26 protein-coding genes are annotated in these 20738 nt (G+C 35.0%); 5 read left to right on the top strand and 21 right to left on the bottom strand.

Features of this window, described 5'->3' with window-relative positions:
• Nucleotides 1-191: 191 nt before the first annotated feature.
• Nucleotides 192-749: a TetR/AcrR family transcriptional regulator gene (locus AC6CHS_RS16450; RefSeq protein ID WP_498237771.1), complete on the top strand. Its 558-nt coding sequence runs from the start codon at nt 192-194 to the stop codon at nt 747-749.
• A gap of 167 nt (nt 750-916) precedes the next feature.
• On the opposite strand, the gene AC6CHS_RS16445 is transcribed toward AC6CHS_RS16450, so the two are convergent.
• The 15 genes from AC6CHS_RS16445 to AC6CHS_RS16375 all read right to left on the bottom strand — a co-directional run bounded on the left by AC6CHS_RS16445 (nt 917) and on the right by AC6CHS_RS16375 (nt 9955).
• Nucleotides 917-1117 carry a cold-shock protein gene (locus tag AC6CHS_RS16445; RefSeq protein ID WP_036577358.1) on the bottom strand — a complete coding sequence of 67 codons (201 nt, stop codon included), beginning with the start codon at nt 1115-1117 and terminating at the stop codon, nt 917-919.
• Nucleotides 1118-1438: 321 nt separating this feature from the next.
• On the bottom strand, nt 1439-1672 hold the full coding sequence (locus AC6CHS_RS16440) for a hypothetical protein (protein ID WP_498237769.1): 234 nt from the start codon (nt 1670-1672) through the stop codon (nt 1439-1441).
• A 79-nt stretch (nt 1673-1751) separates the two neighbouring features.
• Nucleotides 1752-2063, bottom strand: a complete 312-nt coding sequence (locus AC6CHS_RS16435) for a hypothetical protein (RefSeq protein WP_498237768.1) — start codon at nt 2061-2063, stop codon at nt 1752-1754.
• Between the two features lie 63 nt (nt 2064-2126).
• Nucleotides 2127-2495 (bottom strand): iron chaperone, encoded by a 369-nt coding sequence (locus AC6CHS_RS16430; RefSeq protein WP_498237766.1) that lies wholly within the window; start codon nt 2493-2495, stop codon nt 2127-2129.
• Nucleotides 2496-2533: 38 nt separating this feature from the next.
• Nucleotides 2534-2746, bottom strand: a complete 213-nt coding sequence (locus AC6CHS_RS16425) for a hypothetical protein (protein ID WP_498237764.1) — start codon at nt 2744-2746, stop codon at nt 2534-2536.
• A 338-nt stretch (nt 2747-3084) separates the two neighbouring features.
• A complete protein-coding gene (locus tag AC6CHS_RS16420) occupies nt 3085-3834 on the bottom strand; it encodes an SDR family NAD(P)-dependent oxidoreductase (protein WP_498237762.1) in 750 nt (249 codons plus the stop codon).
• 48 nt (nt 3835-3882) lie between these two features.
• Nucleotides 3883-4452 (bottom strand): DUF4256 domain-containing protein, encoded by a 570-nt coding sequence (locus tag AC6CHS_RS16415; RefSeq protein ID WP_498237760.1) that lies wholly within the window; start codon nt 4450-4452, stop codon nt 3883-3885.
• A gap of 66 nt (nt 4453-4518) precedes the next feature.
• Entirely contained in the window at nt 4519-4683 is a 165-nt protein-coding gene (locus AC6CHS_RS16410) for a hypothetical protein (RefSeq protein WP_498237759.1), read from the bottom strand.
• A 163-nt stretch (nt 4684-4846) separates the two neighbouring features.
• Entirely contained in the window at nt 4847-5656 is an 810-nt protein-coding gene (locus tag AC6CHS_RS16405; protein WP_498237757.1) for a nucleotidyltransferase domain-containing protein, read from the bottom strand.
• A gap of 48 nt (nt 5657-5704) precedes the next feature.
• The gene (locus tag AC6CHS_RS16400; protein WP_498237755.1) at nt 5705-6451 is read right to left on the bottom strand and encodes a hypothetical protein; all 747 of its coding nucleotides are present in this window, start codon (nt 6449-6451) and stop codon (nt 5705-5707) included.
• Nucleotides 6452-6456: 5 nt separating this feature from the next.
• The gene (locus AC6CHS_RS16395) at nt 6457-7179 is read right to left on the bottom strand and encodes a hypothetical protein (RefSeq protein ID WP_498237753.1); all 723 of its coding nucleotides are present in this window, start codon (nt 7177-7179) and stop codon (nt 6457-6459) included.
• 56 nt (nt 7180-7235) lie between these two features.
• Nucleotides 7236-7691: a DinB family protein gene (locus tag AC6CHS_RS16390; protein WP_498237752.1), complete on the bottom strand. Its 456-nt coding sequence runs from the start codon at nt 7689-7691 to the stop codon at nt 7236-7238.
• 337 nt (nt 7692-8028) lie between these two features.
• Complete coding sequence (locus AC6CHS_RS16385) at nt 8029-8868, bottom strand: hypothetical protein (RefSeq protein WP_498237750.1); 840 nt, start codon at nt 8866-8868, stop codon at nt 8029-8031.
• A gap of 96 nt (nt 8869-8964) precedes the next feature.
• Nucleotides 8965-9489, bottom strand: coding sequence for a DinB family protein (locus AC6CHS_RS16380; protein ID WP_498237748.1), 525 nt, complete (start codon nt 9487-9489; stop codon nt 8965-8967).
• A 211-nt stretch (nt 9490-9700) separates the two neighbouring features.
• Nucleotides 9701-9955 carry an NUDIX domain-containing protein gene (locus tag AC6CHS_RS16375; RefSeq protein WP_498237746.1) on the bottom strand — a complete coding sequence of 85 codons (255 nt, stop codon included), beginning with the start codon at nt 9953-9955 and terminating at the stop codon, nt 9701-9703.
• Between the two features lie 430 nt (nt 9956-10385).
• On the opposite strand from AC6CHS_RS16375, the gene AC6CHS_RS16370 reads away from it, so the two are divergent.
• A complete protein-coding gene (locus AC6CHS_RS16370; protein ID WP_498237744.1) occupies nt 10386-11657 on the top strand; it encodes an APC family permease in 1272 nt (423 codons plus the stop codon).
• 86 nt (nt 11658-11743) lie between these two features.
• Complete coding sequence (locus AC6CHS_RS16365) at nt 11744-12322, top strand: bifunctional transcriptional activator/DNA repair enzyme AdaA (RefSeq protein WP_498237742.1); 579 nt, start codon at nt 11744-11746, stop codon at nt 12320-12322.
• A gap of 352 nt (nt 12323-12674) precedes the next feature.
• On the opposite strand, the gene AC6CHS_RS16360 is transcribed toward AC6CHS_RS16365, so the two are convergent.
• Together AC6CHS_RS16360 and AC6CHS_RS16355 are read right to left on the bottom strand one after the other, a co-directional pair.
• On the bottom strand, nt 12675-12797 hold the full coding sequence (locus tag AC6CHS_RS16360) for a DUF2087 domain-containing protein (RefSeq protein WP_106895867.1): 123 nt from the start codon (nt 12795-12797) through the stop codon (nt 12675-12677).
• Nucleotides 12798-13118: 321 nt separating this feature from the next.
• Entirely contained in the window at nt 13119-14126 is a 1008-nt protein-coding gene (locus tag AC6CHS_RS16355) for a DUF3231 family protein (RefSeq protein WP_498237740.1), read from the bottom strand.
• A 240-nt stretch (nt 14127-14366) separates the two neighbouring features.
• Here AC6CHS_RS16355 and AC6CHS_RS16350 point away from each other — a divergent pair, with 240 nt between their 5' ends.
• A complete protein-coding gene (locus tag AC6CHS_RS16350; protein ID WP_106895865.1) occupies nt 14367-14681 on the top strand; it encodes a hypothetical protein in 315 nt (104 codons plus the stop codon).
• Nucleotides 14682-15317: 636 nt separating this feature from the next.
• Here the strand turns inward: AC6CHS_RS16350 and AC6CHS_RS16345 are convergent.
• The 3 genes from AC6CHS_RS16345 to AC6CHS_RS16335 form a co-directional block, all read right to left on the bottom strand.
• Nucleotides 15318-16313: a tRNA dihydrouridine synthase gene (locus AC6CHS_RS16345; RefSeq protein ID WP_498237738.1), complete on the bottom strand. Its 996-nt coding sequence runs from the start codon at nt 16311-16313 to the stop codon at nt 15318-15320.
• Between the two features lie 343 nt (nt 16314-16656).
• Nucleotides 16657-17127, bottom strand: coding sequence for a GNAT family N-acetyltransferase (locus tag AC6CHS_RS16340; RefSeq protein WP_498237736.1), 471 nt, complete (start codon nt 17125-17127; stop codon nt 16657-16659).
• 41 nt (nt 17128-17168) lie between these two features.
• Complete coding sequence (locus AC6CHS_RS16335) at nt 17169-18158, bottom strand: zinc-dependent alcohol dehydrogenase family protein (RefSeq protein WP_498237734.1); 990 nt, start codon at nt 18156-18158, stop codon at nt 17169-17171.
• Nucleotides 18159-18466: 308 nt separating this feature from the next.
• Between AC6CHS_RS16335 and AC6CHS_RS16330 the strand changes: the two genes are divergently transcribed.
• On the top strand, nt 18467-19315 hold the full coding sequence (locus AC6CHS_RS16330; protein ID WP_498237733.1) for an MBL fold metallo-hydrolase: 849 nt from the start codon (nt 18467-18469) through the stop codon (nt 19313-19315).
• A gap of 266 nt (nt 19316-19581) precedes the next feature.
• Here AC6CHS_RS16330 and AC6CHS_RS16325 read toward each other — a convergent pair whose 3' ends face one another.
• The gene (locus AC6CHS_RS16325) at nt 19582-20703 is read right to left on the bottom strand and encodes an MFS transporter (protein WP_498237731.1); all 1122 of its coding nucleotides are present in this window, start codon (nt 20701-20703) and stop codon (nt 19582-19584) included.
• Between the last annotated feature and the right edge of the window lie 35 nt (nt 20704-20738).

The raw sequence follows: 20738 nt of genomic DNA, 5'->3' as shown, positions 1-20738 counted from the left end.
TTTTTTCGTTTAATAATCTGTGATGTCCAGCCGATTGAAGCTCACCCTCTCTTGCGTCCTTTATTGAAATCCTATATATTATAATATACACGGTGTTGGATTAACAACAACCAGTATGTTAATTTACGTACAATATCCGACGGAAATAGTAATAATGTTGGATAAATATGTGTAGAAAGTGTGAATTTTTTATGACGGAAAAACTAGACAGACGAAAAAAATATACTCGAATGGTCTTAAAGGATAGTTTGATCGCATTATTGAAGTCTAAGCCTCTCTCCACAATCACTGTAAAAGAGATATGTAATCACGCTGATATTAATCGCTCTACCTTTTATACACATTACAAGGACCACTACGATCTGCTAAATAAAATTGAAGAAGAGATTATTGCAGATATGAATACTTATTTAAACGCTCATAACTTCGCCCAGAAAGAAAAAGCAATGCAAACCACGATTAAACTATTAGAGTACATTAAATCAAAACATGAAATTTGCTATACCCTTCTAATTGAAAATAAAGATACATCTTTCGAGGAAAGAGTTATGGAGGTAGCCCGCAGCTTCTTAATTGATAATTGGACGGATGAGTATGACAGGGATTCTGCTGATTCTGCCTATATTAGTACATTCATTATTAGTGGAAGCATTCATGTCATTAAACACTGGCTCTCCCGCAATATGGACAGGACACCTCAACAAATTGCAGATATTATTAATACAGTTTGCTACAAGGGGATTGAATAGGTGTAGCGTAACGGGAGATTCGATATAAGTGGTTTCACCCTCTTAAAGAAAACAAAAAGTTTATTCTAAGAAACTAAAAAACACATGACCTTATTCAAAGAAGTTAAGGACATGTGTTGAAGTTTTACGCATAAAAAAAGGACTCTAATTAAAGAGTCCTTTTATAATTAATTTTTAGTAACGTTAGTCGCTTGAGGTCCGCGTTGACCTTCTTCAATTTCAAAAGAAACTGATTGACCTTCGTCTAAAGTTTTGAAGCCTTCTCCTTGGATAGCTGAGAAATGTACGAATACATCATCTCCACCTTCAACTTCGATGAAACCGAAGCCTTTATCTGCGTTAAACCATTTTACTGTACCTTGTTGCATGTTTGTTTCCTCCTGCGTGGTATTCCCACAATTTATTACTATTAATGCTCAATTTAGATAAAAGGTGAAGCGTGTCTTGCGATACTTTCCTCTCAGATCGAGACCGAACAAAAATAATTCTTCTTTAGAATAACAGATAAAATATAGAATGGCAAGTATTATTGGAAATTTTTTTATTAAAAAAGAATCTAAAACTCATAAGAGCCTAGAAAACCGTAGTTTGTAGACTATTTTAATTATAGAGGGTACGCTTAATTATAATAGAGCTGTGAAGGTATACAACTGGATGACTTCCTCAATTACTAGTCGGATTATTTTTAATCATTTTGGGGATAAAGTATGCAACAGAGGCAGCAAAAAAGCAGATATTAATGTAAACGAAAATGAGGTTTGTTCCCCTTTAATGATAACAGTTTCCCTAGGGAAACTAGCGCTCCTGTCCCAAGCCTCTTCTATATCTGGATTATAAGCAAGTGTTAGAAATAAACCATTTAAAATTTGAAATAATGTGACCAGCAATATAAAACTAACGGCAAATAGAATATACTTTTTCATTATAGCCACCCCTTACACCCTAGCGCTAACACTAACGCAGGTTTAGATATGAACTTCATTCACATATCCAGTTGATCCTTCATATAAGAAAAGGTGCTTGCCCTACCTCATTCATTGCTTCACTTAACCCCATCGCTAATAATAATAGAAATCCAAACCCCATAACAACACCATTCCCTAGCAATCCAACAATTAAAAAGGTAAGTCGTTTAGACTTAACCCAAGAAAGGATAGCTAATACAATCCCAATGGCTGATAACACAATAAAAATTGTAGCGTCTATGTGAATATTAGGATTAGGCCCTCTAAAGAGAAATATAATAAAGCAAATAAACACCATTAGTAGTGAAGCAATACCTAATATCATACCTGTTTTCTTCTTACTATTCATCATAACTTCTCCTTAATTAGAAAATTATATAGAAAGATTTCCTGTTTTAGGTCACCTTTCCCCTTACTTTCGCCAAAACGTGGTACACTCTGCCTTGTCCATTATATTAAAACGAATCATCTTTTCGAGTAATGTGTACTCAACAGAACTGTCCCAAGGGATGCGGACAAGCTGCTTTGTATAATCGTAACCAGCCTCTCCAATGTCATGAGCGAAATGGTTAATTCCTACCGCCTCTGGGGCAACAGCTAAATGCTTTTTGGAGACACTAAATCCAATAATATAGGTGCCATGATCCGTGAACATAGGCTGGTTCCAAGCTATTCTGGACTTTAAATTAGGAAAGGTTTCCTTTACCCAAGTCAAAACCTCTATCATTCGCTCTTTATGTTGCGGGTCAATTTGCGCTACATATTCTTCCAACGTTTCCATCGTATCCCCTCCTATTTTTACTGATAAAACAATACTTATTAACCAAAGCTCCTGTCCAAGATTAGAAGTAAATAACTCCCTGCACAAAGAAATGCAGCAACTTGAGCTATCAGATAGACAGAAAGCTCAGTTGCGGTTAATTTCCTTTCTCTCTTAATCTTTTTAAAATGTCGGTAAAAATAGAAGGAGCATAAAAATAACAGTATTATTGAAAACTGAAATATGCTTTCCAATATACTAACCAAAAACATCACCTCATGAATACCGAATTTTGAATTCCCTTATATACCCTAAATCTGACCGGCAAACACTGCAGTAAGTAGTAAAAAATATGTAGTAGAAGATTATTAAAGAATTAGAATACCCCATTAAGAAGTGTATGCATCCAAGTATATCGTAACATTTATGCTGAGCACTTTAATAGAAAAATTTTCAAATTTTTTCATTATCTTCACTAATGATCCCATGCTTGGGAAGGAAATGATCTAGTTTTATTTCTCGCTCTTTACTCATCCTTTCTTACATTGATCTTTAAGGAAAAGGAGAGCTCCATTAGATTATGAGCTCTCCCAGTTTGTGCACCATTTAATCATTCATCATTTCCATTTCCCAATGTCATCCCGCCATCAACGACCAACTCTGCTCCTGTACAGTATGAACTTTCGTCAGAAGCAAAAAAGGCAATAGCTTTGGCGATTTCAGTTGGTTCCCCAATCCGTCCTAAAGGTAGAGTTTGATAATATGTAGGAACCTCATTCCCATTTTTCGCCATGTCGGTATTAACCCCACCTGGGTGTATCATGTTCACCCGAATACCTTTTGAACCTAGCTCAATAGCTGCTGATTTAGACATCGCCACTACAGCCGCTTTACTTGCAGCATAAGCGGAAGAATGCGCTATCGGGGAAAAAGCAGATATCGAAACATTATTTACAATTGCACCTTTTCCTTGTTTCTCCATATAAGGAATCACTGATTGCATTCCAAGGAATACCCCAACTTGATTGACGTTAATTAACTCCAGATACTCTTCCGCAGAAATCTCCGTAAATGGCTTACGTTTTAAAATACCAGCGTTATTTACTAATACATCAATTCTCCCAAATTCATCGACAATATCCTTAATCGCTGTTCTCCAACCACTTTCCTTGGTAACATCCAATTGCACTGGATAAGCACGCTCATTCCCTATTTCCTCTGCTACTTCTAATGCACTTTCGTAATTTCGAGCACCAACGATTACCTTTCCACCTAAATCTGCTAGATGTTCTGCAATTGCTTTCCCTTGTCCCCGATTCGCTCCTGTTACGAGGATGACAAGATCTTTTAAATTAGGCATAAAAACTCTCCCGACAAAATTTGTATTTTTTCATGTAAGTCTTTTCATTCAAACCCTTAATGAGCCACGAAAACCTCTTGAACCATAATAGGATTCCGCTCCATTATGATACAAAAAAACGTGCCCAAACCGACGGTCGCAAAAGAGGGCGCCACCAAGCTCTCTAATATCAGAAGGTGTTTGCACCCACGTTGATGTTTTCTTGTCAAATTCCTCTATTTCTTGTATTTCTCTATACTGTTCTTCCGTTAGTATTTCAATGCCCATGTCTGCAGCCATATCTACCGCGTTATTATCTGGCTTATGTTTTTTTCTTGACTCTAAGGCTTTCCGGTCAAAGCAAACACTTCTACGACCTTTAGGACTCTCCTTTGAACAATCACAAAAAATATACTCGTCCTTCTCACCATCATAGTCGACAACATCCGGCTCCCCTTCTGTTTTTTCCATTTCATTTAGTGACCATAGTTTTTCAGGGCTTCCTTCCAGCTTTGCTTGCACCTTTTCCCACTCAAGATCTTTATGGCGATGCATGTTTTTCTCAAAGCGTGTTTTCAATGTATTTAATAATGTTTCACGTTGTTCTTGTGATAGTTCCTTCTTATTACTCTGAGTCATATTTGATCCCCTCCTTATTTATCTATCATATCTTTTAAAAAATCAATTTTCCTAAGGTCTTTATTATTATTCTGATCTGCCGGTAACTATCCAGAGATGAAGCCTCATAAACAGCAAATATTGTCTTTGAGTTAATAAATAATACTTCGCTTCCCCTTCTTTATGCATCACTAAATCGTCTAATTGCACTCCTGCGAACTCTGGTAATGTGTTCATAATACCAAATTCCACTGACGGCTCTCCATTTGAGAATTCATGTTCATGGAGATCTACTAGAGTTATTTTATCATAAGGATGGTTTAATTAGTCTTCTAGGGATGATAGGTTTTCTTGATATCGGACTCTTCTTACTATGATGAGATGAACAAAATAGTTATTTGGCATGTGCATATCCTCATAGTACGGAAGAAATAGTTGCCTCACGTGTAAAGTTTTCACTAGCCCACTCTCCCTCTTTTTTATACAATTCATAAACAGCCTCACGACCTGTCGGAGGTAGGTCTATCCAATTTACCAAAGTGTCAACAATCGCTTTTTTATCTGGGAAGTACTGAAGAAAGACTTCCGCTTGCTCGTGAAGTCGTGTAGTCCAAATCTGAGAGCGCGCCATTACCATTGAATAATATGTTCGAATCAGCTTACGAGCGAATCCTTGTGAAAATGTTTTGAAATCCTGACTAGAAGCGTTTTCTAACTTAGCTAATGTTCGAGTAAGAGAATCACCAATATCACCATTAAAGCGAATAGCTATCTCCGGTGTTAGCTTGTATGGGCCAAACTGATCTCCTACATCCTCTCCCTCGACACAAACACAGATTTCCTTTAGAAATGCATTTTCGTAGTAATTTGAGGGGTCCATTGTATAATCGTAATAGGCAATAGCTATACCCACATCACGTACCAGAGAGCGATATTTCTGAGACAATTTTACAGTAAGCTCCTTAAATTCATTCAACTTAGCAGAGGTCAGTTTACCATGAACCATAGCGATAAGGTCCAAATCTGAATTTCTTACAATTGCCTCCCCTCTCGCTACGCTACCGTACACATAAACACTGTGCAATTGCTGATGAAATAAGTCTTTTAGGCTCTCGATAGATTCTTGAATACAGGACATATAAACATCTTCAATCTTCTCTCTGCTCACATCGCTTACAATAAAACCATTAGCGTCTAAGCCATACCCAGGCCTAAGAATTGTCATACAAATGTCCTCCCACCCTATTGTTACTTCAATATATGATTAAAAGAATTACTCCGCAGTCTCAATCTCACTTTCATCCAATATCCTTACGTAGTCCAAATACGCATTCTCATTTGAAAACCCGCTTCCGTTAACAGAACGCTCTGGATAGGTTTCTTGATTCTTGTGATCATATGGAATCCATCCAATAGATATATACTGTTCGGGGAAAAAACGATGAAAAAATGAATCCTGTTGTTTAGCTGCTCCTAATTCTGAAAATGAATCCATAAAGGCCGCCCATTCCTCTGGTAGCATAAACGTACCATAAGATTTCTCTTCGAGGGAGACTTCCTTCATCATTTGTACTCCTGGTTCGTAATGTTCTACCCCTTCAGAAATACGGTATCCTCTATCCTTCAGTAAATAAAACGCTGCATAGCTCAATTGATCTTCGGGATGGATATTCCAAACTACTCTGTATGAATAAGGATCATTTTTGTCAATTTTCCAAAGCATTGGCCTTCCATTTGTATCAATGGAGGCAATTCTCCATTTATGTCTTTTCCACACCCAATAGCTTAAACTGTAGTCATCATTTTTGGAGATAAAAGGTACAAGCACATTGTTGTCATCAACAGGAATCGTATCTTGGATCTCGCTTGCTGCCGCACTAGGAAAACTGTTATTCATTTCTTCGACTAGTCGTTCATTAGTTGGAAAAGAAGCGGGCTTAGAAAAATAAAACCAATATATAATTGCAAGCACTACAAGAATTATAATACTAATTACGATAAGCCAAAGTCTTTTTTTCATTATTTTTACTCAACCCCCTCTATAACCGCTTTTTCAGCACGAAAATAAAGTTGTTCATTCGTTGTTGAAAGTAATATGCCTTTTCCATCCGCTTCAATATAGATCATAGAAAGAAGACCACTGCCCCATTTAGGTGAAGTTCCAATGAGCTGATAAGGAAAACGTTCATTTATTTCATTTGAATCAATATCTATGACTGTATCTTCGTACCATGGGATACTATCAACGTCTTCTTGTTCCAAGGTTGGGAGTTGATTTAATAGAGTTTCTTCATCTAGTGAAGCCTCCTTCCCTGATGGGTGGATAGTTATCAGAGACGCGTCATCAAGGTTTGCTATATATGTAGTTGGATCATCTTTTGGATAAATAACTTCATGGATTGGTAATGCAAGTAAAGTAGATGCCAAGAATAGATAATTCGCAAAAAATCCTAACCAGGCATAAGGACGATAAACCTGCCACCGCCCATTCTTTCTTCTCAGAAATAAATAGAATATCCATACACCGAGTGGCAGGACCGCAAACTCTATTAATGCGTTAAACATCTTCCAATTAATAGAGAATGAGAAAAGCCCAACCAGGATAACAATTAAAATCTTCCATATCTTTGGTTTTACCATTTGCTTCTTATAAATACGATAAGTAAAAAAGGCAATGACGCTCCATGCTAAAACCCCAGTTAAAATCGTTATGATATTAAAAGTAAAATTTATATTAATTACAGACACCTCCTAACCAATTTATTTCTTACTTATTAATAGTTTTTTTAATTGATTGATTACCGTTATAAGTTAGAAGGTAGCGTGTTCCTTAATATCCGAATCTGGCCCCTATGATTTAATTCATCTTCAAAGGTATGGAACCATATAAAATAATTATTGGCAGACACACCGCCCCAAGGTGCCTCTTCATATAACCACTCATCTTGTTTGCTTTTAAACTCTTCCAACGTTCTACTACGAACATCTTCCAATTTTTTAATGTAGAATTTTAAGGGGTTACCTTTAATCTGCTCTCTCCCTAATTCACCAAGGTCATAAGCAGCTCCCCATTCTTCCATCTCTCGCTCATTCGGCTTTCTATTCTCAAAGAACTCAACTTGAAATCCAAATTCAACCGCAGCCATATGTAGTAATAACGCACCAATTGAATTGCCATTCTTTTGTGGCAAATAATCCAACTGTTCAATACTTAATCCTTCAACCGCTTTTAATGTGGTATACCTTGTATAATTCATCATAGATACCAAATGACCTATTTGAGGCGAGTACCCTTGTATATCTTCAACTTTAAATGTTTTATATTTCTCAAAAATGCTAACTGTAATCACTCCTTCTTGTCCTTTTAATTTTTACCAAGTATATTTTACCATATATTCAAAATAATCTATTAAAGTTTTTCACCTTTAGATGCAGTTGAAAATGTTATAGACGGAAATAAAAAACCGGATCCTATTTGAATCCAGCATAAATTTAGTGAGTTATTCTGAATGATCTTCTTTGTGAATAAGCTTGTCACAATCCGAGACTCTATGCTTTTCTCCCCCACTTAAATATTCAGTTGATAATAGTCAGCAACTATTCAAACCTAAAGTTCAATATACTTTTTCCAACAATCTCGTTTCCTTCTGTCCACAAAAATTCTACAGCATACTGTGCATTGCTATTCTCTTCCCCCACTTCAACTTCTAAAGAAGCAGTGTTCTGGTCTATTTCAACCTTTTCTATTGCTTTATAATTCTCGGTATCTATTTGATGTAAATATATTTCAGTCGGATGGGGGGTCATCTCGTTCCATTCAATTAATAACTTATCGCCTATTTCCACATCGCCAGAATGGATCTCGGGATATTTATATGTGCTGTCGTTACTACAATTATTCCAACATACTTCGGAGTAACTATTATCAAATACCAGACCATCTGAATTGACTTTTTTAATAGTAGGCATTGCCATAAATGTAAACTTTGGAAGCTTTCCTCCAGTTACTTCAGTCTGCTGGCTTGTTTTATCAATAACAATATTCCCTAAGTATTGAGCCTTGTTAGCCGAATCTATAAAGTTAACCTCTAATACATAATTTCCTTCAATTGTTGGGAAATGGAATTCTGTACTATCTTCTAAATCAATGTTAGTTTGCTTTCCATTTTTCCAAAAGGAAGCTGTTATCGTTGGATCCGTCCAAATATCTCCACCATTTTCTTCGTTCTCTTTAAATTCCAAGGAGGCTTTTTGATTTGGAGAAACCCTAATTTCACCTTGTGCTAATCCATATTCTTCGATATTATCGATTGTTTCATCTACTACTCCACTCGATGAACGCCAACTAACATTTGCTTCTGTTAATTGTGTTGGATTAATTTTTTGAACCAGCTTGTAAATGAGCAGCTGGAACACCAACATCATAATCCTCGCCAATGCACCCTGTCAGTACGAATATAAAAAGAACCCCTGCAAAAATTGTACGCTTCGTGTTTTTTATATTTCCATCTGTTTTAGAAAGAGGATTAATCTTCAGTCTTTGAGCACACTTAAATATTCTACCCACGGCCCGACATCCTCTCTATACCTTTCTGACATCACTCTTACTACCTGGGATACATGTGTTAAATCATGAACCACCCATGTGGAGAGTAATTCTCGCAGTTTCACTTTCCCAAATACGGGATGTTCTCCTGCTAATTCAAACTGAAAATCCGCTATAATTTCTGCCCTAACAAACTCAATATTTCGTGCTCGTAGACGTTTAAACTCCTCCAGCTTTACAATGATAGAGGTCTGCGTCGGATTCGATAGGTGAGCATCACGATCGAATGGTGGGAATACCCTATTTCCTCTCTCCTCCAGAATAGTTTTCAATCTTGGAATCCAATTACTTTTCTCGCACTCAATTAAATGATCAATCACCTGGGTTGAATTCCATGTTCCTTCTCCTTCGTTGCATTGCAACCAACCGTCGGATAAGCCAACCAAGAAGCTTTCTAATGTCTTTGGCGTTCTTTCTAAAACCTCAATTGCTTCTTTGAGATTAAAATTCATATATTGCCCTCCAACTCTTTTCTATTTTTTTGAAAAAGGAGGTCACTCATATTAAGTACATTTTTTACAATTTATATATTCTTCAACAAACCCTCTGTACTCATCTGTTAAGTCATTTGGCAAATCACTTGTTGGGAAGTACTGCATTTTTTCCGACTCGCTATAATCCACTTACATTATTAGTATGATAAACAGCTGTTACAAAATATAATTACTCGCCATTTGAAACTTTAAAATAGTATTCAGAACCCGAGAAGATATTAATTAATTTTAAGTTATCGATCACTAATCCTGTTTCTTCAAAAACCTCTCTTTTAGCTACTTGTTCAAAACTTTCTCCTAGATCCATTAAACCACCTGGTAATTCCCAATTCCCATCGTGTCTTTTTCGTAATAATACTTCATCTTGTTCGTTAATATTAGATGTCGGAAATATACAGTGTGACTTTAATAAAAAATTCATCATTTTTCCTTACACCTTAAATTAGGGTTAGCTTTTAAATTCTATATTTATATAATAATTCCTCTTTTTGTATGTGCTTTTAGTTGTATGGATAAAATCCAAAAGTACCAAATAAAAAAGTAGATTTGTCAAATATCACTTGTTTCCATTTTGAAGTGCAAACGTCAATTAACTAGAAATAACTGTGCAATATACAAGTCTAAACACTGAGAAAAGATAAGTGTAATCACTTAAAAAGAGCCTCGGTAATCCAAGCTCTTTTTGGGTATTATAATGTTCAACTAAAGCATCCTTTATTGAAAAATATCTATTTCGTTAAAAACCACAAGATAAAATCAATAACATTTCAGGATAATTAAAATTAGAACGCAAGAAATGAGAAGTAATATACTCCCTCCAAGTGATAAAGTTTTACTAAAGGAAGGGATGTATTATGGAAAATCGTTCAATTGGTTTATATGAAGGTATAGCATTATATATTGCCGCAATACTGGGCTCCGGTGTTCTTTTTATATCATCAGTTACTGCTTCTATTGCGGGCCCTGCATCCATATTATCTTGGATAATTGTGATTCTTGCTAATCTTCCACTTGCCTACACATTTGCTTGTCTGGCACGAGAATATCCGGATGCCGGGGGTGCAGCTACTTTTGTCCGAAAATCCTTTGGTTTTCATTCTGGAAATATTGTAGGTTGGTTTTACTTTGTCACTGCTGCAGTTGGACAAACAGTTGTGTCTTTAACTGGGGCATTTTACGTTAGTCAGGCTTTTGGAATTTCTGACTTTACAAGAAGTTTACTTGCATTCACAATTCTAGTTATTGCAGGTATAGCCAATTATAATGGAGTTAAGGTAAGCGGTAGAGTTGCATTAATCTTGAGTGGTTGTTTACTATTATTACTTACACTCGCTATTATTGTTTCAATACCGCGTATTGATTTAGAGAATTTCACCCCATTTGTATCTAATGGATGGCATTCAATTGGAATAGCAATAACAGCGATATTTTGGGCATTTTTTGGATGGGAGGCTATTTGTAATCTTGCGAACCACTTTAAAAACCCCAATAAAAACATTGTGAATAGTACCATCATTAGCGTAATAATTATTGGGATATTATTTTTAGCTTTAAGTTTTGTAACGATCGGAACTGGGACTTATGGTAGTAAAGAGAGTGATCTTTCACCTATTGGTGCTATAATGGGGGCAACACTAGGAATAGGTGCACAAATTGTGACCGCCATTTTGGCATTTTTTATATGTGTCGGAACTTCGAATGCGTTTGTTGCAAGTCTGACGCAACTCGGATACTCTTTGAGCAGAGACGGTGCTTTTCCAAAACAATTATCACATATACACCCAACTAAACAAATTCCAAGACGTATGGTTGTTTTTGTAATTGTCTTCGCAAGTATCGGAGTTATTATTACAGAATTCTTTTCAATGACATTTAATGATATTTTATTTATCCCGACCTCGTTAGGAGTGTTTGTGTATATTTTTTCTATGGCTGCAGGTGTTAAACTTTTTAAGAATAAATCCTTACCTTGGTGGTCCTCTTTAGTATCAATAATCTTTTGTATTATTGTATTGCCGTTTTTTCAATTGTACATTTTTGTTCCGATAATCATTGTCGCTTTATACGTTAGCTATATGACATTTCAAAAATGGGTTATATCTTCGAATAAAAAGCAATCAAGTTAGAAGGAATTTAAAATTTAACATAATAGGGTGTTCCAATACTGTACGTTAGCATGGAGATTCTTTATTGATTGGAGGGAGATTATTTCATGAAGCCAAATACCCAATTTTCTTTCGAGTTAATGTGGGATGCAGTAGTTAAATGTGATAAAAAATATGATGGGAAGTTTTTTTATGCGGTAAAGACAACTGGTATTTTTTGTCGACCATCTTGTAAATCTAAAGCTCCAAGTTATGATAATATATATTTTTTTGAAAATGCTGCGGATGCTATAAAACAAGGATTTAGGCCATGTAAAAGATGCCAATCTGAACTATCTATTGTGACATATGATCCTCAGCAAGATATAGTGGAAGAAGCAATTAATTATTTAAAACAACACTATCATGAAAAAATAACATTAAACTCCCTTGCCTTCAAAATTGGGGTGAGCCCATATTATTTAAGCCGGATCTTCAAAGGAAAATTAGGCATTTCCCCCCATAACTACTTAGAAATTATTAGAATTCATAAAGCGCAACAATTATTATTGAATACAGTTCTTAATAGCACTGAAATTTGCTTTCAAGTAGGATACAAGAATTTTTCAAGTTTCTACAGACATTTTAAAAAAATATGCGGGTGTTCACCATCCCAATTTAGAATTAAAAGTGGAAGGAGAAATTAGTGTGTAAAGCAAATAACCACGTCTACTAATTAGAAAACGTTTCCTAATTAAGCAAGTGGCAAAAAAGTTATACTAAACTGTCCGTTAGCTTAAGTGTACTCGTTCACAATCTCTTTATTTGATTTATTTATGTAAATTCTATTTAACCTTTTAATTAAATCACAAACGATCCACCTATACAATTATTGTTTTCAAAATGCGAAACCACTTGCTAATCCTACCGACTGAACCAACTTTATTTTATAGATCTCGATCGAAAGAAAAGCTACATGCGAAATTCATTGCGAATTTACAATGCGACTTTATATGGGTCAACTATACAGTCCTTCTAATACTTTTCCATACACTCTATTTATCCCTTCACCCAATACTCTGTACAATACCTACTACGTTTCATAAAACCATATTCGATAAAATATCTTCTAATTTTTACATAGTTAATGTAAATGGATTTTAATATTTCATTTACTTCCATTTTTTATAAATAGTATATGTAAAACAGAAGTGTCAAATAAAAAGACCAGTCAAAAAAACTGAAATAAAAATAACAACGGTATAAATACGAATCCAATTAATACTCCATAAAAACTTCCGCAACAGGCGAATATATTACACCTAATATGTTCATAAAAAAAGGAGATTTCTCTCCTTTGCCATCCTTATATGCATCCCATATAGCGAAAAAAATAAACAAGTATAAAACATGTGCTGATGCTTGAATCAGTACAAAAAATATCCCCGTGAAAGCTTCAGATTATAGCATTGTTAAAAGTTAGTACAGGACTATTTGAAAATTTTAATCCTTTGCCAACCCCTTATGATCAGGGACTTGAGGGGGCTGTTCCATCCATTCGTTTTTAATCATGATATCCATTCCATCTTTTGCAAATTGTGCACTTTCTGTGGTAAGGCGAACATAAGATGCAGCAATATCTTTTCTTAAACTTGCTGCGGAAGCTGTTGCATAGTTCGAAATGCTTGATCCAATTAACAAGGTTGTATGAAACATGATTAATTTATCGGAAAAAGGAGATACAGTCGAATCGGTTACTTCAACGTCCCAAGCAGAAGGAGTTGGTACGTCGTCATTAGTTAAAATATCTTGAAACACTTTCATATGTTTTTTTGCAATTTCCGAACCTCTGGTGCAATAATCACTAACTTTCTTGGACTTCGCCACTTGAGCAAGGCCTTCTAAAAGGACTTTACCAACTGAATTTGCATCCGTATTTGCTTCAACATGAGTAATTTCTACAACATTCAAAGGTCTGTTGTTGAAATTTAGAACTCCCCCTAAATATTTCTTTGTGTCGACAAAATCAACTGTATCAGGAGTTGAAACATAAGGTGGTCTAATAAATAATCCCTTTAATAATAAAATGTCGGCTGTCATATTATAGAGTTCGGTCGATGTTTGAATCGCTTGACTAAAAAATTGACGAACATCTGATTTTGCGGCAGCTGCTAAAGCAACACCATAAACAGACAAACCAACTTTCGCCATATTTTTAAGATAATATAAGTAATATGCATCCGAAAATAGGCGAGGCGCACTTGGGCTCACATCTTCATCTGTAAATCCAACTGGAACGGGTTGATTCGCTTTTTTAAGAATTTCCTTGCTCATTTCATAATTTTTCTGCGATATATCTAATGAGAATTTTAAGACTGATTTCACGTCTGAATCATCAACATTAGCTAAAAAATATTTCATTACGCATACAGAAAAGCTGCTGTTCTGATAGGCACTCCATATAACAGAAATCTCTGATGATGTTAATCGTGAGTTTTGTTCTCCCTGCATAAAATCCCTCCAATAAGTAGATGAATTTATTTTTCTCTAATTCAACGATTATATTCAATAATTTATATAAATTTATAGCTGATAAAAAAATAAATTGTTTGTCTCACTGAAATATTGGATACAGTTGGCTTAGATCCATAGATCGATGTTATGCAACGAGGGGGTTGACTAAAAAATAGAATTTATGTTAGAATTATTTAATAATTATAAAATTTCTTAAAATAGAGAAGGGGTAATCTATTGAAAAATTTTTTATGTTTAATTGTATTAAGTTTGATTTTAATTGCATCGTTTGGCAGTGTAGTTTCTGCTAACACTAGAGCAATTACACCTACTAGTTTAGAAGGAAAAGAGGTTACAGTTCAAAATTACTCTAGATATATTTCTTTAGATATTACCTACAATGAAGGAAGTGTTCCTACCACCTATAATTACAAACGAAATGGTTACAGTGGCACGTTGTACTTACAATTCATTCATGATATTCCTGGTAATAGAATGGGGCATTATGAAGGATGGGTTACTTGCTACACCAACCACTGTATGGTTTACTAATCCCAACATAATTATCTCAACAAAATTAGAATAGCTAGTAAGATCCCTTTCCCCATTTATTCAATGGGGGAGGGCAATAGCCTTTTTGTATAAGTAATAATTTACACTGATCTCCCTTTTTTCCTCTATCTCTCTTATCTTCCCTTTCAAAATTCTTACTGCTTCATCAATCACTTCTTTTCCACACATCTGTAAGCTTGTGCGGGCGCGAATCGGCAGTTATTACGCAATTATGGTTTGTGTTAACAACGCCTGTACCGTTACATGTTTTACACATTAAAGATACCTTTCAATATTTCTAAACTCAAATGCACGATCACTTATTACCATTCAACATACAATATACAGCTTTAATGTAAAGTAGCATGATGTAGGTTAGTCCTAATGAATAAGTTTTTCTCTCTTAAAGGGACTGATGCAAAAGGGCCTATCAATAATCCATCTTTTATCAATCATACATCCTCTCATACTATCTCAACTATATTCAGGTTAAAAATTGTAATCTCCTATATTCGTTCTTTTAATTTTCTAAATAAAAATTTATAATACAAAAATAGCTGGAGTGAGCTCGATTTAATACCGTTCTCAATTCCAGCCAATAATCTAATGGATATAAATTAATTAACGCTTGTCCCTTTATTTAACGCTTCCCTGTTCCACTGCTTCCTCAGCACTCTGCTCTTTGAAGCTATCTAGCAATGCTCGTACTTCTTCTGTTGACTCTGTACTCATCAATTGATTTCTTAATTCACTTGCCCCTCTGAATCCTCGCACATAAATCTTAAAGAAGCGACGCAACGGCTTCATCGGCCGTGGTTCTATTTTGGCATATTTATCATGAAGATCCAGCTGCATTCTTAAAAGATCAAGGTACTCTTCACTACTATGCTCTTTCGGCTCTTTTTCAAAGGCAAATGGATTTGTGAAAACACCGCGTCCAATCATAACTCCATCCACACCATATTTCTCAACAAGCTCCATACCAGTTTGACGATCTGGGATATCCCCATTAATTGTCAACAGTGTATCTGGTGCGACCTCGTCACGAAGTTTCTTAATTTCCGGGATTAACTCCCAATGAGCATCTACCTTACTCATTTCTTTTCTTGTACGCAGGTGAATGGAAAGATTCACAATATCTTGTTCTAGGAGATGCCTTAACCAATCATGCCATTCATCTACCTGTGTGTAACCAAGTCGTGTTTTCACACTTACAGGTAATCCACCCGCTTTCGCTGCTTGGATCAGCTCTGCTGCTAATTCTGGGCGTCGGATCAGGCCACTTCCCTTACCGTTCCCTGCCACATTTGCTACAGGGCAGCCCATATTGATATCTAGTCCTTTAAATCCTAGTTCTGCCATTCCTATACTCATTTGGCGAAAGTATTCAGGCTTATCTCCCCAAATGTGCGCAACAATCGGTTGCTCATCCTCTGTAAAGGTCAAACGCCCACGTACACTTTGCTTTCCTTCTGGATGACAATAGCTCTCAGAATTAGTGAACTCAGTAAAAAACACATCAGGTCTACCTGCTTCACTTATTACATGACGAAATACTACATCTGTCACATCTTCCATTGGTGCTAATATAAAAAACGGCCGTGGTAAATCACGCCAGAAATTTTCTTTCATATATATTCAAATCCTCTCATTACGGAATAACAAGTTAAACTTTAATCTCACAAAATAAAAAAAGCAGAAAATGTCCCTGCTCCTTCTATATTTATACCATGATTCCATACTTTTTATCAATCTGGTTGGAATGTTTATTCTCTTAGTGAAATATTCATTTAAGTCAGATAATATTGTACAATTGAAATAAATACCTTGTCACCCCCCTCCCCTATTATATAGAGAAGACTGAGATGGCATGAAAACAACAAACATACGAACGTAGTGAAGTGCTCTGTGCATCTTGACTCATTAGATAAATATCATTATGTTATTTTTGAAAACTTTAAAATTCCTTTATTTTTTATTTTAATTGTTTTTCAAAACTGTAAAAATGAATATCTTCAAAAAATCTTTCATCATACTTTTCAAAGCCTAAAGAAGTCCAAAAGTTTAGCGCATTTTTGTTTATAGCGTGAACTGCAATTTGAATACTTTTAACTTGGTTATTCTTCATTTGATTTTCATAAGTGAAATAAGTTTCTTTTGCATATCCCTGTCCTTGATACTGTTTGTCTATTATAAGCAAACTTAACCAAGGTTTTTTTGCACGGGGGCTCGACATCCCGAATTCTAAGATTCCGATAAAGCTTTCCTCTTTACTTACTAAATATCTTTCTGTTTTTAACTTTTCCGATTCAGAGTATTGATTTAAAATGTCCTTGTTTTCTAAATGCTTTTTATTAAATGCTATCGAATTATATTCAGAGTTAGAATTGAAGATTTTCTGTTCAATATCTATTTGATTTACATCACTTCTAACAAGTTTAATCATACCCATCCCTCTCTTTACCAGTTAATTGAATAAGAATTAACTCAGTAGCTTGTTAAAAACACTTTCCCTTTTATCTTTTTAGTTTCAACAACATTAATAGCTGTTTTTATATTCAATAAGTCATACTTAGAATCTACGCTCATAAGCTGTAATTTTCCCTCACCTATTAACCTTATCAAACAACTAAAGGTCTCCTGCCATTTGTTTAGGGAGGCGTCTTTATTCCAATTCCGCAAATGAAACATATTAGCATTAACTTTGGCTTTATTTACAATATCTGCCCAGTTTACTTGTATCCCGGATAAAAGACCGATGGTTAAAAAATTGCCGTTATGGCGTACACAAAAAGCTAATTCGTTACCAGATGAACCTCCAATAGAATCAATAGCAGCATCTGCACCAATTCCGCTTGTTAATTCCATAACTGTTTCATAGAGTGGAACAATAGAGGTGTCTATAACATAAGACGCACCTAGATTAAGTAATTCCTCTGAATAGTTACCATTTCTAGTTATTGCAATTAATTTAAATCCTAAAATCTTCGATAATTGAGCAAAAATGCAACCAATAGCAGAACCACATGCATTAACCAATAAAATATCATTTGGCTTTAATTTTAAAACTTCCGTGCAAGTCACCCATGCTGTTATTGGGTTGATATACATCTGTGCTGCCGTGAAATCATCAATAGAATCTGGTATAGGAACTGCAAATTCTGCTCTACTCCTAACGAATTCTTGCCAAGTTCCTTCCCCACGTAAAGGCAAAACACGTTTACCAATAAGATTTGGAGAAACGAAAGAACCAACATCTTCTACAACTCCAACTCCTTCATAACCAGGAATATTTGGTAATATAATTCGATGAGAATATGCTCCTCTAATCGGGATTAAGTCAGAAGGATTGATAGGACGTGCTAACATTCGAACAAGGACTTCATCTTCTTTAGGTGGTTCAATGCTTTTATATTCAACTTTTAATACATCTTTAGGACTACCGAATTCATAGAATTTAATAACTTTTTCATCCAAAACTATACTTCTCCTTAAAAAAATTTAATTAGTTTAATTATGTCATCTTAAACTAAACTGTCCTTCCTTTCAATTACAACTAAGGTACGAACTGCGAACTATAAATAACTGAAATGCAAACCATTAATATTTTGAAATTTCTTAATCTATAGTTGGTGTGTGTTATACTTTTCCTAATAAAACAAGGAGGCACTCGTCCAATGGTAAAAAAATAACAAGAGAAAATCTTAAATTATTTTAATAATTTTAGAATAAACATGTAGATTTTCTCTTTCGTAGAATGATATATAGAAAAGAGGAAAAATAACATGTTAAATAAATTAAGTGATACGATTTATTATTTATCTAATCAAGATGATAAAGAACGACCAACATTAGGACTGGTATGTGGTGATCAATTTAGCCTTATAATAGATGCTGGTAATTCTCCTCAGCATGCTCAGGATTTTTTACTAGAAATCGAGAATCTAAACGTACCACCAGTTAAATATGTTGTTATTACCCATGCACATTGGGATCATTTCCTAGGAATGAATGAATTTGATGCTACTGCTATAGTTAATAGTCTAACAAAAGAAAAGATAAAAGAATGGCAAGGTTTGTCCTATGACGAGTGTTCACTACAAAAGTATGTGACTACTCAACAGATGAGTCCAATATGTATGAAGATTATCCAAACTGATATGCCAAACAGGGAGAGTTTTAAGTTAAAATCTCCAGACATAATCTTTGAAAATACATTAACGATTGATTTGGGTAATAAAATTTGTGTTATCGAAAGAATCAAAAGTACTCATACAGATGACGCTACAATAATTTATATTCCGGATGAAAAGGTTGTTTTTTTAGGGGATTGTGCATATGGTACAACCACAAATTCTTTATTTCATTACAAGCAATCACTGTTATCGCCTATGATCAAAGACATTCAAAAATATGGTGCAGAAATGTTCCTACTTGGTCATGAATCTATCTGTGATTTAAATGAAATGAATCTATATTGGGAAGAGTTAACAGCAGCAAGTCAAGCTGTAAAGTCCACCTCACTAGAAAATGCATTAGAGTCATTTAAGGCAGAAAATAAAAGAGACCCCAATGATAATGAGTCATTTTTCATAAAAGCATTTGTTAACGACCATATTATTGAATCACTATAATTCTATATAATATATCAACCATAGCCATCTCATTACAATTTGAAATGAGATGGCTTTTAAATCTGTCGGTAAGGATATGGGTTTCGAAAAAGGCAATTGTTCAACTAATCTGTTGTGCTGGTTTAAGAACACTATTTCAAAATTTCTTTAACTTTGTTTTACCTTAAATTCAAAATATCCATTGAGTGATTTTTTAGGTATTCCCTCCTGTTTTGATCAATTAATTAATACACCTTATTATACAGTCTATGAAATTAAGACATTTTTTAATTTTCTTGTTTAAATACTAACGTTATATAACCTATGATAGAAGCTCCTATAAAAAGAGCATGAAACCCCATTATACTTGCGATCATCCCGGAGAAAAAGGCCCCTATTGCTTGACCAAGTGCTAGTATTAAGAAAGGTACTCCTAGACCAAATGATGGATTGGACTTAAACAGGGAAATCCCCCACACGATTAAAACACCTGTCATAAATATATACGAGCTACCAAAAAGGGAAGGCGATAGAAATCCTATTACAATGTGATCTGCAAATGCCCCAAGTAGCAGAGAAGAGGTTGAGAGTGCTATTACAGAAATCTTATATGCAGGCATTAAACCAAACTTATTTATAAATGCCCCAGCAGCCCCTCCTACTAAACCTGCAAGTCCTATAATTACCCACAGCCACTCTCCAAGATATCCAGGTACACTGTCGTTATTTAACATGAAATCTCTTGAAAACGTCCAATAGGCCGAACAGGATATTCCTAATAATAAAGAAGCCAGGATTAAAGGTGTGGCTCTTCTCCACTCTTCTTTTATAAAACCAACTGCTCCATTTCCTACTAAAGGTTGATTTTTTGGAAGCACTTTGTAATTAGAGATCAATACAAATATAGCAATGATCATAAATATAAAATACGTTTCTCTCCAACTATCTGCCATTATGATAGCAACTACCCCAGTAAAAGCAGTACCAATGCTCGTACCTGAGTTAATCCATGAATTTGTCTGATTCTGTAATCTTGATTCAACATTTTGATCAATAATATTAGCGTATGGTGGCGACGAGAAACCTGTACTTAATCCTGCCAAGAAGATACCTAGGCCTAGTACGCCTGCATTAGGTGAGATAGAGATAATCGCCAAACCAATAGTCGATAATAATCCAGCTATGATCAGTATAGACTTTGAGGAAACCTTATTAGAAAGTACCATTGCTAATACGATTGCGATACAGTAAGCGATGTAGGATAAAGACGAAATGACGCCGCTGGTAAATTGATCCATTTTAAGTGTATCGTTAATGTATGGCAGCATTAGTCCATAACTAAATCGAGATAAGCCATAAGTTACGGCAATCATTGGTAAACCCACTACTATCAATTTCTTTTCATACATATAGTTCACCCCTTTTTATATATAACGATCATTAT

The organism is Oceanobacillus sp. GQ8 (assembly GCF_059758495.1).
Note: the sequence above shows the minus strand (reverse complement) of the source record. Positions and strands in the feature narration are given on the sequence as shown.